Source organism: Pseudomonas sp. 2995-1 (genome assembly GCF_002742505.1).
In the GTDB taxonomy this organism is placed as follows: Bacteria; Pseudomonadota; Gammaproteobacteria; order Pseudomonadales; family Pseudomonadaceae; genus Aquipseudomonas; species Aquipseudomonas sivasensis.
Genome location: NZ_LJSA01000351.1, coordinates 69,213 through 85,330, shown reverse-complemented (window position 1 = coordinate 85,330; position 16,118 = coordinate 69,213). Strand labels below are relative to the sequence as shown.

Here is a 16,118-nt window from a genome sequence, read left to right as displayed (position 1 = left end):
AGCAGTTCTTTGTCGGTCTCAACGGTGCCGGTTTCGAACTTCGGATCGGAGATCGAACGGGTGTACTTCAGGCCCCAAGCCGCTTTCTTAGCGACCGATGGGATCTCGTGGTACATGTTGAAGATCTCGCCTTCATCCATGGCCAACGATTCGATGCAGTACTGATAGGCGTGGGTGTGGATTGCTTCTTCGAAGGCCTGGCGCAGGATGTACTGGCGGCACTCCGGGTTGGTGATCAGGCGGTACACGGCCAGCACCAGGTTGTTGGCAACCAGGGAGTCGGCGGTGGAGAAGAAGCCCAGGTTGCGCATGACGATGCGGCGTTCGTCGTCGGTCAGGCCTTCGGGGTTTTTCCACAGGGCGATGTCGGCGGTCATGTTGACCTCTTGCGGCATCCAGTGGTTGGCGCAGCCGTCGAGGTACTTCTGCCAGGCCCAGTCGTACTTGAAGGGCACGAGTTGGTTGAGGTCGGCGCGGCAGTTGATCATGCGTTTTTCGTCAACGGCGACGCGGGCGGCGGAGCCTTCCAGCTCGGCGAGGCCTTCGGCGACGTCGAGTTTGTCCAGGGCAGCCTTGGCGCGCACGATGGCGGCGGAGTCACTGGCGGTGACGGCGCGTGCTTCGATGGCGGCAGCTGCGCCAGCACCGTCGAGGCGGTCCATGTTGGCTTCGGTGGCGTGGCCGGCGTTGGCGCCTTTGATGGCTACTTCGCCTTCTTCTTCTTTGTCGAATTCGTCCCAGCTCAGCATGACGTGTCGTCTCCTGCGTGAGGGCTCAAAGGTGCCCGTGTGAAACCGGATGGTTGGGTGTTCACACGGCCCTAGGGCCGCGGTGGATCTTAAGGAATCGTTTGTTGCAGCAGCTAGCGCAGGCATTAAACGGAATAGGGTTACGGGTACTCTGCTTGAGGCTTGAGGTGCGCAGCGGTAGGTGCAAGCTCGCGCGGAGGCCTCAGGTCTGGCTCTTCGTCCCAGTGTAAAGGGATATTGCAGGCCCGATTTACCCGCGCATTATAGGGAAAAATTCGGTTTTGTGTTGCGGTGGATGGTCACGGGCGAGGGCCAAAATGGCGTGGTTTTCGGCCAAAGCGTGTGTTTGCGAGGCTTTGCTGGGGTTGGTTTTTTTTGAGGAGCGATGAGCGGCTTTTTGCGGGTGGGGGCAGGGGACGGGACGTAGGGCGTAATAGAGAGGTGCGGCGGTTGACGCTATCGGGAGCAAGCTCTCTCCCACACCTGGACTGCGTGGTGCCTCAAGCCGGTTCTTTGCCGCAAGAACGATTTCTTGCGGCGAATAAGATCCGGGTGTTTTCTAACTGACTAAGTTGTTAGCCGTTAGAGCAACCGTTGCCCATAATCTTGTAATTAAGAATATGGCGTTGACCCTGGGAATCTTCATATTCCATCTTCGCAGGTACAACTTCACATACATTCGGAACTTCGCTCATGGACAATACTTTGGCAACGTCCAAGTGGGTGCTGTAGGTGTAATCTTCAACAATCGGGGCGTTCTGGCCGGCCAGCTCGGTCGGGGCTTCGTCGGCCAGGGCGGCGGTGGCGCACAAGCTGCTGAGGGCCATAACTACGAGAGCTTTCATTTCTTTACTTACCTTCTTCAGGGCGAAAGGGGTCACGGGGCCCTTGTGAGGCCACGTGTGTAACTTAGGATTGGTTAGTTCGGATTAACGTTGCCTTCGTGGGGGCTGTTACGTTGTTAATCACTGCCGTGTAAACCACGGCGTCGTGTTGACGGAGTTGATTTTAGGCCTGCGGGTTATATTCATATACCCGTGCTTTTGATAAACACTATTGGCGGTTTTTGTAACAATCCCGTGGTAAAGGTTTTTTCACACAGCGCCAGAAGCCTTGCAGCCCTTGGCCCAGAGCCCTGTCAGCCGATACCAGGGCAATGTGTAGGGGCTTGTTACTACCATCGTCGAATGGTTCTATGGGGTCGCCCCGGCTACAACAGGGCATACAAAAACAACTATTGTCACCGAGGTAAGAAAGATGAGTGCGGCTTCCCTGTACCCCGTTCGCCCCGAAGTAGCAGCCAACACGCTGACCGATGAGGCGACCTACAAGGCCATGTACCAGCAGTCGGTGGTCAACCCCGATGGTTTCTGGCGTGAGCAAGCCAAGCGTCTTGACTGGATCAAGCCTTTCACCACGGTGAAGCAGACCTCGTTCGACGATCACCATGTCGACATCAAGTGGTTCGCCGATGGCACCCTGAACGTGTCCTATAACTGCCTGGACCGTCACCTCGCCGAGCGTGGCGACCAGATTGCGATCATCTGGGAGGGCGATGACCCTGCCGAGAGCCGCAACATCACTTACCGCGAGCTGCATGAAGAAGTCTGCAAGTTCGCCAACGCCCTGCGTGGCCAGGACGTGCACCGCGGCGACGTGGTGACTATCTATATGCCGATGATCCCCGAAGCCGTGGTTGCCATGCTGGCGTGTACCCGCATCGGTGCGATTCACTCGGTGGTGTTTGGTGGTTTTTCGCCGGAAGCCCTGGCCGGTCGCATCATCGACTGTAAGTCGAAGGTGGTGATCACTGCCGACGAAGGCATTCGCGCCGGTAAGAAGATTCCGCTCAAGGCCAACGTCGACGACGCACTGACCAACCCGGAAACCAGCAGCATCCAAAAGGTCATCGTGTGCAAACGCACCAATGGCCAGATCAAGTGGAACCAGCATCGCGACATCTGGTACGAAGACCTGATGAAAGTGGCGGGCACCGTATGCGCGCCAAAAGAAATGGGCGCCGAAGAAGCCCTGTTTATCCTCTACACCTCCGGTTCCACCGGTAAGCCTAAAGGCGTGCAGCACACCACCGGCGGCTATCTGCTTTACGCCGGCCTCACCCACGAGCGCGTGTTCGACTATCGCCCGGGCGAAATCTACTGGTGCACTGCCGACGTCGGCTGGGTCACCGGCCACACCTATATTGTCTATGGCCCGCTGTCTAATGGCGCGACCACGGTGTTGTTCGAAGGCGTGCCTAACTACCCGGACATCACTCGGGTGGCGAAGATCGTCGACAAGCACAAGGTCAATATCCTCTACACCGCGCCGACCGCCATCCGCGCAATGATGGCCTCCGGCACCGCAGCCGTTGAAGGTGCTGACGGCAGCAGCCTGCGCCTGCTCGGTTCCGTTGGCGAGCCGATCAACCCGGAAGCGTGGGATTGGTACTACAAGAACGTCGGTCAATCCCGTTGCCCAATCGTCGACACCTGGTGGCAGACCGAGACCGGCGGCAACATGATGAGCCCGCTGCCGGGCGCCCATGCGCTCAAGCCAGGCTCGGCTGCACGGCCGTTCTTCGGCGTGGTGCCGGCGTTGGTGGATAACCTGGGCAACCTGATCGAAGGGGCTGCCGAAGGCAACCTGGTGATCCTCGATTCGTGGCCGGGCCAAGCGCGTACGCTGTTTGGCGATCATGACCGTTTCGTCGATACCTACTTCAAGACCTTCCGTGGCATGTACTTCACCGGTGACGGCGCGCGCCGTGACGAGGACGGTTACTACTGGATCACGGGGCGTGTGGATGACGTGTTGAACGTTTCCGGCCACCGCATGGGCACTGCCGAGATTGAAAGCGCCATGGTTGCCCACCCTAAAGTGGCTGAAGCAGCGGTGGTTGGGGTGCCGCATGACATCAAGGGGCAGGGCATTTATGTGTATGTCACCCTCAAAAATGGCGAAGAGCCAAACGAAGCGCTGCGCCTGGAGCTGAAAAATTGGGTGCGTAAAGAAATCGGGCCGATTGCTTCGCCGGACGTGATCCAGTGGGCTCCGGGCTTGCCGAAGACCCGCTCGGGCAAAATCATGCGCCGTATCCTGCGCAAGATCGCCACGGCTGAGTACGACGGGTTAGGCGATATCTCCACCCTGGCGGATCCAGGTGTAGTGGCGCATTTGATTGAAACCCACAAGACCATGAACGTCGCTTAAGGCGAGGTTGGTTGGACAAAGCCCCATTCGGTGTGAGCCGCGTGGGGCTTTTTTATGTTCGCTTCGAGCCGGTGGGGATCCAGTGTGGGAGGGGGCATGCCCCCGATTGCAGTGGGGCAGTGAATACAGCTGTCGCTGGCCTAGCGCCATCGGGAGCAAGCCCCCTCCCACGTTTGGATCTGCGCCACCCGAATAAATATCGGTTTATTGCGTAGGAGGTTTCTGAATGTTACCGAGCGGGGCAAATGTGTAACCCCATGTCCACACATGAGGCAAAGCGCTACGCCCGTGCCCCGAAAAACCCCATTCCAGACACCCCAAGAAATAAGATTAAACGCCAGACTTGCCGTGCCAGAAGGGTTTGCGAATAATAGGCCCGCAATTTGCAGCGTCTACAGGTTTAATGTCTTTTGTCTCTGCATAAAATCCAGGGGCTGTCAATGAGCTGGAACCGCTTTCTCTGTGCTTCTGTAAATTGTTGTCGCATTGAGGAAATATCGGCTTCCGGCCTGTCGTTAGAATGCCGATCACTCGCTCGTCGTCGCCGATGTTGAATTGGTGTCGGACGCAGCACCGCTATTCGGTTTCACCTTCGCCGCATCGTGGGCCATGGCTCATACTGCTGTTTTGCCCTATACCGATGGAGTCCCAAGATGAAGAAACTCGTGCTGTTGGGCGCCCTGGCGCTGTCCGTGCTGTCCATGCAGGCCTTCGCTGAAGGCAAGCCTCTGAAAATTGGTATCGAAGCGGCTTACCCTCCGTTTGCCTCGAAGGCGCCGGATGGCAACATCGTTGGTTTTGACTACGACATCGGCAACGCCCTGTGCGAAGAGATGAAGGTCAAATGTACGTGGGTCGAGCAAGAGTTCGACGGCCTGATCCCTGCGCTCAAAGTGCGCAAGATCGACGCCATCCTGTCGTCCATGTCCATCACTGAAGACCGCAAGAAGTCCGTTGATTTCACTAATCGCTACTACCTGTCCCCAGCACGCCTGGTGATGAAGGAAGGCACCGCTGTCAGCGACAGTCTGGATGAATTGAAAGGCAAGAAGATCGGCGTGCAACGTGGTTCGATCCACGACCGCTTCGCTCGTGAAGTCCTGGCTCCAAAAGGCGCTGACATCAAGGGTTACAGCACCCAGAACGAAATCTACCTGGATGTGGCCGCTGGCCGCCTCGACGGTACCGTGGCCGATGCCACCCTGCTGGAAGACGGTTTCCTGAAGACCGACGCTGGTAAAGGCTACGCGTTCGTTGGCCCATCCTTCACTGACGCCAAATACTTCGGCGACGGCATAGGCATCGCGGTACGTAAAGGCGACAAGGAAAACCTGGACCGCATCAACGCTGCTATCGCTGCGATCCGTGCCAACGGCAAATACAAAGAAATCGAGAAAAAGTACTTCAACTTCGACATTTACGGCCCAGAAGCCCAGTAAAACGTCGCAGCGGTCTGTCCTAAATGGCGCAAGCAACAGAATTCCTGCGGTTTGCGCCATTTTTTCATCCCCCTTTTCGAGGACCTGAATCATGTTGAAAGGCTACGGGGCCGTCATCCTCGATGGCGCATGGTTGACGCTTCAGCTCGCCTTGTCGTCCATGGCCTTGGCCATTGTTCTGGGTCTGATCGGGGTCGCGTTACGCCTGTCGCCGGTGCGCTGGTTGGCCTGGCTGGGTGACTTGTACTCCACGGTGATCCGCGGGATCCCTGACCTTGTGCTGATCCTGCTGATTTTCTACGGCGGCCAGGACCTGCTCAACCGCGTCGCGCCGATGCTCGGCTACGACGACTATATCGACTTGAACCCTTTGGCCGCCGGTATCGGCACTCTGGGGTTCATCTTTGGCGCCTACCTTTCGGAAACTTTCCGTGGCGCCTTCATGGCCATCCCCAAGGGACAGGCCGAAGCCGGCCTTGCATATGGCATGAGCAGTTTCCAAGTGTTTTTCCGGGTGATGGTGCCGCAGATGATTCGGCTGGCGATCCCTGGTTTCACCAACAACTGGCTGGTACTCACCAAGGCCACCGCGCTGATCTCGGTGGTAGGCCTGCAAGACATGATGTTCAAGGCCAAGCAGGCGGCAGATGCCACCCGCGAGCCTTTTACCTTCTTCCTCGCAGTGGCGGCGATGTACCTGGTGATCACCAGCGTATCGTTGCTGGCGCTGCGCTATCTTGAGAAGCGCTACTCGGTAGGCGTAAGGGCGGCTGATCTATGATCTTCGACTACAACGTCATCTGGGAGGCCATGCCGCTGTACCTTGGCGGCCTGCTGACTACCCTGAAATTGCTCGCCATCTCGCTGTTTTTCGGCCTGCTCGCCGCCTTGCCCCTGGGGTTGATGCGTGTGTCCAAGCAGCCGGTCGTGAACGGTGTGGCCTGGCTCTACACGTACGTGATCCGCGGCACGCCGATGCTGGTGCAACTGTTCCTGATCTACTACGGTCTGGCGCAATTCGAAGCGGTGCGCGAAAGCTTTATGTGGCCCCTGCTGTCCAGCGCCACGTTCTGTGCGTGCCTGGCCTTTGCGATCAACACCAGCGCCTACACCGCCGAGATCATTGCCGGTAGCCTCAAGGCCACGCCCAATGGCGAGATCGAAGCGGCCAAGGCGATGGGCATGTCGCGCTATAAGCTGTACCGCCGCATCCTGCTGCCGTCGGCCTTGCGCCGTGCGCTGCCGCAGTACAGCAACGAAGTGATCATGATGCTCCAGACCACGAGTCTGGCCTCCATCGTCACCCTGATCGACATCACCGGTGCCGCACGCACGGTGAACGCCCAGTTCTACTTGCCGTTCGAAGCCTATATCACCGCTGGCGTGTTCTACCTGTGCCTGACCTTTATCCTGGTGCGCCTGTTCAAGTTGGCCGAGCGCCGCTGGCTGAGCTACCTGGCTCCACGGAAGCACTGATATGGAACGTATCGACCACCTGTTGCCCTGGGGCCACCTGGGCTGCGAGCGCCAACTGAGCGTGTTCCGTTTCGGCAGCGGTGAGCGCAAGGCCTATATCCAGGCCAGCCTGCACGCCGATGAACTGCCCGGCATGCGAGCCGCCTGGGAACTGAAAAAACGCCTGACAGAACTGGAACAGCAAGGCGCCCTCAACGGTGTGATTGAGCTGGTGCCGGTGGCCAATCCGATGGGCCTGGGCCAGTTGTTGCAAGGCAGCCACCAGGGGCGTTTCGAAGTAGGCAGTGGCAAGAATTTCAACCGCGATTTCGTCGAGTTGAGCGAACCGGTTGCCGCATTGCTTCAAGGCAAGCTGGGGGATGATCCCCATGCCAATGTGCGCCTGATCCGTCAGGCCATGAGCGATGCGCTCAGCGACTTGCCCGAGCCGAGCAGCCAGTTGCAAGGCATGCAGCGCGTCTTGCTGAGCCACGCGTGCACCGCCGATATCGTCCTCGACCTGCATTGCGACGCCGAAGCCGCGCTGCATATGTACGCGCTGCCCCAGCATTGGCCCCAGTGGCGTTCGCTGTCGGCGCATCTGAATGTGAAGGTCGGCTTGTTGGCGGAGGATTCCGGTGGCAGCTCGTTTGATGAAGCCTGCTCGCTGCCATGGTTGCGCTTGTCCCGGATGTTTCCGGACGCTCAGATCCCGTTGGCGTGCCTCGCGACGACGTTGGAACTGGGCGGTCAAGCCGACACCGGGCGTGATGAAGCAATCTTCCACGCCGAGGGCATCCTCGCATTCCTTGCCGAGCAAGGCCTGATCAACGGCGAATGGCCGGCTGCGCAACACGAAGCGTGCGAAGGCATGCCGTTTGAAGGCACCGAGTTGCTCTTCGCGCCCCACGCCGGGGTGATCAGTTACCTGCGCAAAGCCGGAGATTGGGTGGACGCCGGCGAACCGATTTTTGAAGTGATTGACCCCCTGCAAGACCGCGTGAGCGTTATCTGCGCCGGTACGTCGGGGGTGTTGTTTGCCGTTGAACGGCTACGTTATGCCCAAGCGGGTTTCTGGCTGGCCAAGGTGGCGGGGCGCGACGCGCTGCGACACGGGCGCTTGCTCAACGACTGACCACCTGTTTTTGTGAGAACCGACCGCATGTACAAACTTGAAGTCCAAGACCTGCATAAACGCTATGGCAGTCATGAAGTGCTCAAAGGCGTTTCCCTGGCCGCTGCGGCCGGTGATGTGATCAGCATCATCGGTTCCAGTGGTTCGGGCAAAAGTACCTTTTTGCGCTGCATCAACCTGCTGGAGCAACCCCACGCCGGCAAGATTCTGCTCAATAACGAAGAGCTGAAACTGGTGGCCAACAAGGACGGCGCCCTGAAGGCCGCTGATCCCAAGCAGCTGCAACGCATGCGTTCGCGCCTGTCCATGGTGTTCCAGCATTTCAACCTGTGGTCGCATATGACCGCGCTTGAAAACGTGATGGAAGCCCCGGTGCACGTGTTGGGCATGTCGAAGAAAGATGCCCGTGAAAAGGCCGAGCACTATCTGGCTAAAGTCGGCGTGGGCCATCGTAAGGATGCGTTCCCTGGCCATATGTCCGGCGGCGAGCAGCAGCGTGTGGCGATTGCCCGTGCCTTGGCGATGGAACCTGAGGTGATGCTGTTTGACGAACCGACTTCGGCGCTGGACCCGGAACTGGTCGGCGAAGTGCTCAAGGTGATGCAGGACCTGGCCCTGGAAGGCCGCACCATGGTGGTGGTCACCCACGAAATGGGCTTTGCCCGCGAAGTGTCGAACCAGTTGGTGTTCCTGCACAAAGGGATTGTTGAAGAGCGCGGCAACCCGCGGGAAGTGCTGGTGAACCCGCAGTCCGAGCGGTTGCAGCAGTTCCTGTCCGGCAGCTTGAAATAATTCCTCCCACATGGATCTCTACATTGGGGTTCTTCAGTTGGATCTTTATCGTTTTTAAGCTTTGTGTTGGTTTACGGGCTAGCATTGGCCCTTGTCTTCATTACTGTTACAGGCTTCGGATAGCACTCCATGACCGCCCATAAAATTGGTTTCCTGATTTGGCCCAGCACAAAGGCACTCACGCTTGCGCTGGCTGAGGAGGCCTTACGCGTTGCTCAGCGGGTGCATCCGGATGTGGTTTACGAGCTGTCGTTTTTGCTCGCCGAGCCCGCCACCGAAGGCGCCTGGCAATTGCCGGGCGAACCATGGGCCGGCAAGCTCGAAGGCTTTCAGAAACTGTTTCTGCTGGCCGACGAGCCGCCAACCGTTATTGCCTCGCAACTGAGCACGGCCCTCAAGCAATTGGTGCGGGCCGGGTGTGTGATCGGTGGTTTGTCGGCCGGCGTGTACCCGTTGGCCCAACTCGGTCTGCTCGACGGTTATCGCGCCGCCGTGCACTGGCGCTGGCAGGATGACTTCGCCGAACGTTTTCCCAAGGTGATCGCCACCAGCCACCTGTTCGACTGGGACCGTGATCGCCTGAGCGCCTGCGGTGGCATGTCGGTACTCGACTTGCTGCTGGCGGTACTGGCCCGCGACCACGGCGCCGAACTGGCGGGTGCAGTCTCCGAAGAACTGGTGGTGGAACGCATCCGCGAAGGCGGCGAACGCCAGCGGATTCCTCTGCAAAACCGCCTGGGTTCCAGCCATCCTAAGCTGACCCAGGCCGTGTTGCTGATGGAAGCCAATATCGAAGAACCGCTGACCACTGACGAAATTGCCCAGCACGTCTGTGTGTCGCGACGACAACTGGAGCGGATCTTCAAGCAGTACCTCAACCGCGTCCCCAGCCAGTATTACCTGGAGCTGCGTCTGAACAAGGCCCGCCAAATGCTGATGCAAACCAGCAAGTCGATCATCCAGATCGGCCTGTCCTGCGGCTTTTCCTCGGGGCCACACTTCTCCAGCGCCTACCGCAACTTCTTCGGCGCCACCCCGCGTGAAGACCGCAATCAACGGCGCAGCAGCAGCCCGTTCGAGTTGTCATCGGTGCCGTCCGAACGCGGCTGAAACCGGGTTGTCACGAACAGGTACGCGACTGTCTCACTCCTCCATGGGTTCCGGTGTGCCGGGCGGGGTTATGTCCTCCATGTTTTCGTCGTATGTCGCTTCCTCCACCCCCAACTCATAGCCCGTCTGCCGGTAATAGGTACGCAAGATCGTCAGGCTTTCGGGAGACAGGGGGTTGCCGCTCACATCCGAGTCATCGTCGAGCGGCAGTGGCATTCCCAGCAGGTCGTCCGGCAAGTGCTCGATCAGGTTGTCGCTCAGGTCTACGGCTCGCAGGCGCGGTAGGCTGAAGATCCCCGTGGGTATGTCGCGCAGCCTGCAGTTGTGCAGGTACACCATCGTCAGTCGCGTCATGTTGCGCAGGTCCGGCGCTTGGGTGAGGGTGTTGTCGCTCAGATCCAAGTAAGTGAGCTCCGTCAGGCGTGACAGCTGCTCGATGCTGTTCGGCGTCAGGCGGATCTGGTTATTGCTGAGCTTGAGCAGGCGCAATTGCTTGAGTTCGAACACTCGGTCGGGAATCCGCTGCAGGGCGTGCTGCTCCACTGTCAGCGCAGTCAGGTTTGGGAACGCCTGCAGGAATTCGCCTACGCGAACATGGCGCTTGTCGCCCGTCAGTTCCATCAGCGTCACATGTTCCAGGCGCGCATTCAGGGCTGGCAGATCTCCGGAAAGCTGGCCGTTGAAGATCAGCTTGTGAGTGTTTCGGGCGGGCCATTCGTTTTCATCCAGATCGGTTTCTCTGCGCCAGCAGCGCAGTATCAATTCCTTGAATGCCAGTCGACGCACCTGCTCCTCGGCGCGGGCATTTTCGATCAGCAGGGGGTTGGCCAGCTGGTCCATGGCGGGGACGTTGAGTACCCATTCCTCCAGGTCGCTGTCGAGCCGCTCGTATTCGGCACTCAGGCGGCTGATTTGCGCGTCGGCGTCCTCCAGTTCGCCGGGTAGCTCAAAAAAGATGCGCTTGGTGTCTCGCTCCGTGAGGCTGGGGTAGAGCGCGTTGATGCGCTGCAATTGTGCATCGGGAATGCTGGCATTCCAGTGTTCGCCCTTGGCTTGGCAATAGCGCTTGATCGCGTGCAAGGTCGAGGGCGACAGCGGGTTGGCCGACAGGTCGAATGCGTTGCTGGCCGCCCGCGGCAGTTCGAAGGCCTCATCAGGCAGCTCGCGCAAAGCGTTCTGGCTCAAGTCCACGCGGGCACGCAATACCGCCGGCTGAATCAGCGAGCGGGGCAGTTCGCTCAAGCCAGTGTTACGCAGTGACAGGCTGACCAGGTTGGGCAGCTGGTTGAAATCCGGCAGTCGCGCCAGCGGGTTGTTATCGAGGTTCAGGTGCTTGAGTTCACGCATGCCCTGCAAGGCTTGCTGCGCGGATGGCGACAATTGGAGCGTGCAGCGGTCCAGCACCAGGTACGACAGGTTTGGCAGGTGGCCGAGTCGCGGCAGTTCACTCAGTGCATAGTTTTCGATATGCAGCGCAGTCAGCGCCGGGAAACTGCGCAGGAACGCATCCAGGCCCAACGGTGAGCCCAAGCCCTTTAAGGCGAGCACGGACACATGATTGAACGAGGTGCGCAGGGCGGGCAAATCGCCGCTCACCGGGAGGAAAAGGCTGAATTCGTAGCTGAGCATTGGCAGCCCGAAGTTGACATCGCCCGAGGTGATATCGCGTCGCCAGCCTGCCTCAAGGGCAACGATGAATCGGTGGCGCAGGGCTTGTTCCTCGGCGGTGACGCTGCTGTCGTTGGCCCAGCCAAGGCAATCCTGACGGATAGTGGGAAATTCGCTCTCCAGCCGACTCATCTCGACGCGACCGGCTGCCAGGTCCCCTGGCAGGCCAAAAATGAAGCGGTTGATTTGGTCGCCGTTGAACGAGGGGAACAGTCTTTTGGCCTGCTCCACGTCGACCCTGGCTGGGATCGCTTCCAAGTAGTGTTGGGTACGCTGGTAGTAGGCTTTGACGCGCTCCAGTGTCGGTTCGGACAACGGGTTGTTGGACAGGTCGAAATGCCGAGTGATGTCGACGGGCAAATCGAACAGGGCGGCAGGCAACTCGCTGATCCTGTTATTGGACAGCATCGCCAGCGTCAGGTGGCTGCGACTTAGCAATCCTTCGGGCAGTTGCTCGATGTCGGTGTTGGCCAGGTCCAGGTATTGCAGCTGCGGCATCTGTTCCACATTGGGAGTCAGCGTCAGGGGGTTGTTGTACAGGTCAAGGGTCAACAGGCGCGTCATGTTGTTGATGACCGCATGGCTTTGCTCGGTGAGGCGGATGTTGCAGCTGCTCAGGATCAATTCGTTGAGCGTGTTCATCGAGGCCAGGCTGGGCGGCAGTTCGTCCACGGCAAGATTGCGGATGTTCAGCCGACGCAAGCTTGGAAAAAGCTGCAGGAATCCGTCGATTTCCATGCGTTGGTGCGCACCCTGCAATTCCAGGTGAGAGACATGTTCGAAGCGTGCACTCAGGGTGGGCAACTCACCCAGCAGGGGGGCTGACAGTCGCAGGATATGACCGTTGATGGCTGGCGGCTCATAGAAGTTATCGAGCTCGGTTTCCTGGCGCCAGGCTCGCCGTAGTTGGTGGGCAAACAAATTGCGGTCGCGCCGCAGGTATTCATATTGGAGCGCGCTCAGCGTAGCGCCGGTTGTGGGGTGTACACGGGGTGTCTGGGATTCCCAGACCACCAGGTTCAGGTCCAGTTGGATGTATTCGTTGCGCAACCGGGTTAAGGCCAGTTGTGCACCGCCGGGGGTATTTTGCAGGGCGGCGATCATGTCGCGGATTCTTGCGCGCGACAGTTGCGGGCGCAGCGTCTGCAGCTGTTGTTCGAGCGAGGGGCCGCGGCTGGGGCCCGGCACCTCGGGAATGGCTGGCGGGTAACCGTCCATGCCGCCGCGCAAACGCATGACATTGGGGTCGTAGCTGGGTTTGTTGTGCGGGTCGCTCTTTAATATGTCGCGCAAGGTAGGGCGATCCACCGGGGCATCGCCGATCGCCTGCTTGAGGCGTGGGCCCTGGCCGATATGAAGTTGCAGCGCATTGCGTGCACTGTCAGGCAGGGCCTGCAGGACGGCGGTGAAGAAGTCGGTGCTGCCAAACAGTGCGGTCTGGCCGTTCTCGGGGATGAATTGGCCGTCCGGTGTGGCCACCAGCGTACGTTTGGTCGGCGCGTAAGTAGGCCCGATGGCGTCGAGCAACTCGCCGTCAGCGCGGTATTGGCGCAGTTCCAGACGAATCCACTCGGGCCAGCCATTGAGGTTTTCCAGCGAATGCAGCGCCAGCCGGCAAGTGTCCGGATTTTCCACAGCGTCCAGATACAGGCCTTCATAGGCGCGTGTGGTGCGCACTTCATGCAACGACCATTCGGCCAGTTCGGTCAGGCGCGTCGGTACGTTGCCAGCGTCGATCGACTTGAGCTCCTCGCCACTGGCACCGGCCAGTAACTCCTCGGCAACCGGCGTCGGCAGGCCGGGGCGCGAGGCACTGTCGATGAGCTTTTGCACACGTGGGTCGCTGGTGCGGTCCTGGCCGCGGTAGCGTGAGTCGAACAGTGAGAAGCGCTTGTCCTGGGCAATACGCGCAAGTTTCTTGCGCAAAGCGGCTGCGCGGGTGCGGCTGGAGGCGGGAGGCAGGCCGAATTCTTCTTCCAGTAGTTCCTTGCGCTCCGGCTCATTCAGGCTGTCGATCAGGGTGGGCAGCAGGTCGCCGTTGCGCAATTGCTCCTCAAGTACCTGCACAGTGCTGGCCCCGGATTCTCCTAGGAACTCCCACAGGGTGTTGCCGCTGGCATCCACCACCCGCAAGGTCTTGCCGGAGGGCCACAGGCCATAGCTGATCAGCAACTGCAATTGGGTCTGCGGATCGGCCTTGGCGTAGATCGCCGGGTCGTCGCTGTTCATCTGTGTCACAAACTCCTGCAACTGCTGGTCGATCTTGAAGCGCTTGAGGGTGTCGGCCAGTAGCGGTGGTGGCGGCTGCTGGGTGCTGTGCGTTTTGCGCAACGTGTTGTCATGGGTAGCGCTGCTGTCGCGGACCTGCGCTAATTGCGCGTCGCTCAACGAATCGGTCTGGTAACCGAGGCGGCGCATCAGCGTAGTGCTATCCCAGCTCAAGGGGTTTTCCAGCTCGGTGACCCAGGCGCCCTGTCCGTTGGTCATCACGGCCGGACGGTAAGCCGAAGGTCGCGTGGGGTGCTGGATGAAATAGCGGCCGGCGTCTTTCTGCACGTGATAGCGCTCGCCATTGAGGCTAAGGATGTTTTTGTCTGCGTGCAGGTGCAGGCCTTGCGCGTCCGGGCGTGCCTCGGCGGGCAGTGTCACGTCCTGGCGATAGGGGCTGAGGTCGGGTTGCCACAGACGGCGCTGACTGTTGGGCCGCTTGACCGGTTGCAAGCGCTCGATGAAGGCCAGCAGCTGCGCGGGCAATGCTTCGCGCACCAGTCCTTCGATGATGGGCAATCCGGTGGCGAACAGGCCCAGTTGGACCATCTGCTCCAGCAGGCCCAAAGCATGGCCCAGGGCTTCATGTCGCAGGCCCTCAGCCCAGTCGATGATGCCTTCGAAGGCCTCGTCGAGCACCTGATAGGCGGTATACGCCAGCATCAGTGCGCCCAGCGGCGGCACGAACGGCAGTGCCACGAAGGCAACGATCTGCAGCAGGGTATCGCCGATTTTTTTCAGGAATTCCCAGCGTTCCCAACGTGCGTTCTGGTCGACCTTGGCGGTGGAGACCGCGCGGCTCTGCGCGTCTGCCAGCAGCTTGCTCAGGTGCATCTGGAATAGATGCGCGAAGAGGTCACCGTTGATCCTGAGGCTGCGAAATTGCAGCTGGGGGCTCTGGGTCGGGGTGTCACGCCAACTGGGCAGTGGATCGCCCTGTTTATGCGCATGCCAGGTGACTTGGCTGAGGCGTTGATTGAGGTTGGCGAAGAACACCGCAGCGTCTTCATGGCGGACAAAACGGCTGAAGAACCCTTGAAAGTCCTTCGAGCGCAACCGGGCGACCAGGCTCTGCATGAACGCGGCACTGCTGGGGTAGTGTTTGATCGGGTGTTGCGGATCGTCGGGGATATAGGCGATCAGCGGGGCTGTATCGCGGCTGTTCTCCAGATCCGGAGCGAACAGCACCACGCCAGTGAGGCGACAATCCATGATGAATAAATCATGGGCCATCAGCGGTGGGCAGCCGTTGTGCGTGGCGTCGCCGTTTTCGATCAGATTGAGTACCGCGGTGTGGCTGGCGGCGGGCAGCTCGTCCTTGAGCAAGGCCATGTACAGAGCGAATTTCAGCGCGCTCAAGTGGCTTTGTTTGAGCCAGTGCTCCAGGGCGTTGCGCGCCACGGGGTTGCCCAGGTCGAGGTACTCGTCCAGGTAGCGTTGGTATTGGACGCCGATGTCCAGGCGCCGGCAGAGCTGGGTGAATTGCGCGACGCTGATCTTCGCGTCGAGGTCGGGCAGGGGGCTGAACTGCCCTGTGGCCGTGGGTTGCGTGCTGAAGCCGGAGTGCTGCGCGTAGGTCTCGTCGGCTTCGAAGTTGTGCAGCGCCGCTTCCAGCAGTGAGACCGACCAGGTTCTGGCCGCGCCCTGCTTGACGGTAAAACCGACAACGGTCAACGGGACGTACAGTTGCAGGTAGGTGGTGCGCACATCAGTGTCGATGCCGAACTCGTCCTTGAGTGCCGCGTGCAGGCGTTCGGCGCCGAACTGCTCCGGGCTTTTCAGTGCCGCCAGAGCCTTGTCCACGAGGTTCTGCGCGGTCCAGGCGGCGGCGTTGAGTTCTTTGAGCTGTGCATGTTGCGACTCGGTTGCACGGGTATACCAGTCGGCAATCAACGGCGTGCAGGCTTTCAACGCCACGCGCTTGGCGGCACTGGCCGTGCCCAACCAAGGAGGGATAGCGTCGCGGAGAATGTCGAGGTGTGGTGTCTGGGTTTCAGGATGCTGCGCCATGGGCCGTTCCTTGATGGCTTTTGAGGAGGCTCAGCAAAACAGCGCAGGCTTGTCGTTGGGCGGTAGACAGTTAGCGCAGCGCGCTGGGGCTGATTTGCGAAGATCCTGTCATCCCCTGCCCACGAGGCCTGCGCACGGTTTAAACTGCGCCTTTGCGACGCTATTTGTCGCATTGGCGTAAACCCGCTGAAAACGCGGGTTGGCGCTATAAGAAGTTGTCGCTTGGCGGCAAGGCCGCTCTGAAAACTGTCCTTACAATCCCTGCATCGCCCGCCAGTT

Annotated in this window: 10 protein-coding genes; 7 read left to right on the top strand and 3 right to left on the bottom strand. The window is 59.7% G+C overall.

The window, feature by feature from the left end:
- The coding region (locus AOA61_RS14020; RefSeq protein WP_143521211.1) for a ribonucleotide-diphosphate reductase subunit beta at positions 1–749 on the bottom strand (749 nt) is incomplete at its 3' end.
- Positions 750–1,324: 575 nt separating this feature from the next.
- Complete coding sequence (locus tag AOA61_RS14015) at positions 1,325–1,594, bottom strand: DUF2790 domain-containing protein (protein ID WP_032886743.1); 270 nt, start codon at positions 1,592–1,594, stop codon at positions 1,325–1,327.
- Between the two features lie 412 nt (positions 1,595–2,006).
- Here AOA61_RS14015 and acs point away from each other — a divergent pair, with 412 nt between their 5' ends.
- The 7 genes from acs (at position 2,007) to AOA61_RS13980 (ending at position 9,893) form a co-directional block, all read left to right on the top strand.
- Positions 2,007–3,962, top strand: a complete 1,956-nt coding sequence (gene acs / locus AOA61_RS14010) for an acetate--CoA ligase (protein WP_032886744.1) — start codon at positions 2,007–2,009, stop codon at positions 3,960–3,962.
- 653 nt (positions 3,963–4,615) lie between these two features.
- The gene (locus AOA61_RS14005; protein WP_032886745.1) at positions 4,616–5,401 is read left to right on the top strand and encodes an ABC transporter substrate-binding protein; all 786 of its coding nucleotides are present in this window, start codon (positions 4,616–4,618) and stop codon (positions 5,399–5,401) included.
- Positions 5,402–5,492: 91 nt separating this feature from the next.
- Positions 5,493–6,182, top strand: coding sequence for an ABC transporter permease (locus AOA61_RS14000; RefSeq protein ID WP_032886746.1), 690 nt, complete (start codon positions 5,493–5,495; stop codon positions 6,180–6,182).
- Complete coding sequence (locus tag AOA61_RS13995) at positions 6,179–6,877, top strand: ABC transporter permease (protein ID WP_032886747.1); 699 nt, start codon at positions 6,179–6,181, stop codon at positions 6,875–6,877. The genes AOA61_RS14000 and AOA61_RS13995 overlap by 4 nt, the downstream gene beginning before the upstream one ends.
- Position 6,878: 1 nt before the next feature.
- Positions 6,879–7,991, top strand: a complete 1,113-nt coding sequence (locus AOA61_RS13990) for a succinylglutamate desuccinylase/aspartoacylase family protein (RefSeq protein ID WP_099601984.1) — start codon at positions 6,879–6,881, stop codon at positions 7,989–7,991.
- Between the two features lie 27 nt (positions 7,992–8,018).
- A complete protein-coding gene (locus tag AOA61_RS13985) occupies positions 8,019–8,783 on the top strand; it encodes an ABC transporter ATP-binding protein (RefSeq protein WP_032886749.1) in 765 nt (254 codons plus the stop codon).
- Positions 8,784–8,912: 129 nt separating this feature from the next.
- Positions 8,913–9,893, top strand: a complete 981-nt coding sequence (locus AOA61_RS13980) for a GlxA family transcriptional regulator (protein WP_095185706.1) — start codon at positions 8,913–8,915, stop codon at positions 9,891–9,893.
- A gap of 33 nt (positions 9,894–9,926) precedes the next feature.
- Here the strand turns inward: AOA61_RS13980 and AOA61_RS13975 are convergent, their stop codons facing one another.
- Positions 9,927–15,839, bottom strand: coding sequence for a DUF6543 domain-containing protein (locus AOA61_RS13975; protein ID WP_099601983.1), 5,913 nt, complete (start codon positions 15,837–15,839; stop codon positions 9,927–9,929).
- Positions 15,840–16,118 lie beyond the last annotated feature (279 nt).

Bases quoted from the DNA above. Each gene is read 5' to 3' on its own strand.
- AOA61_RS13995 (WP_032886747.1), top strand. From the start codon at position 6,179: ATGATCTTCGACTACAACGTCATCTGGGAGGCCATGCCGCTGTACCTT.
- AOA61_RS13980 (WP_095185706.1), top strand. From the start codon at position 8,913: ATGACCGCCCATAAAATTGGTTTCCTGATTTGGCCCAGCACAAAGGCA.
- AOA61_RS14005 (WP_032886745.1), top strand. From the start codon at position 4,616: ATGAAGAAACTCGTGCTGTTGGGCGCCCTGGCGCTGTCCGTGCTGTCC.
- AOA61_RS14015 (WP_032886743.1), bottom strand. From the start codon at position 1,594: ATGAAAGCTCTCGTAGTTATGGCCCTCAGCAGCTTGTGCGCCACCGCC.
- acs (WP_032886744.1), top strand. From the start codon at position 2,007: ATGAGTGCGGCTTCCCTGTACCCCGTTCGCCCCGAAGTAGCAGCCAAC.
- AOA61_RS13975 (WP_099601983.1), bottom strand. From the start codon at position 15,839: ATGGCGCAGCATCCTGAAACCCAGACACCACACCTCGACATTCTCCGC.
- AOA61_RS13990 (WP_099601984.1), top strand. From the start codon at position 6,879: ATGGAACGTATCGACCACCTGTTGCCCTGGGGCCACCTGGGCTGCGAG.
- AOA61_RS13985 (WP_032886749.1), top strand. From the start codon at position 8,019: ATGTACAAACTTGAAGTCCAAGACCTGCATAAACGCTATGGCAGTCAT.
- AOA61_RS14000 (WP_032886746.1), top strand. From the start codon at position 5,493: ATGTTGAAAGGCTACGGGGCCGTCATCCTCGATGGCGCATGGTTGACG.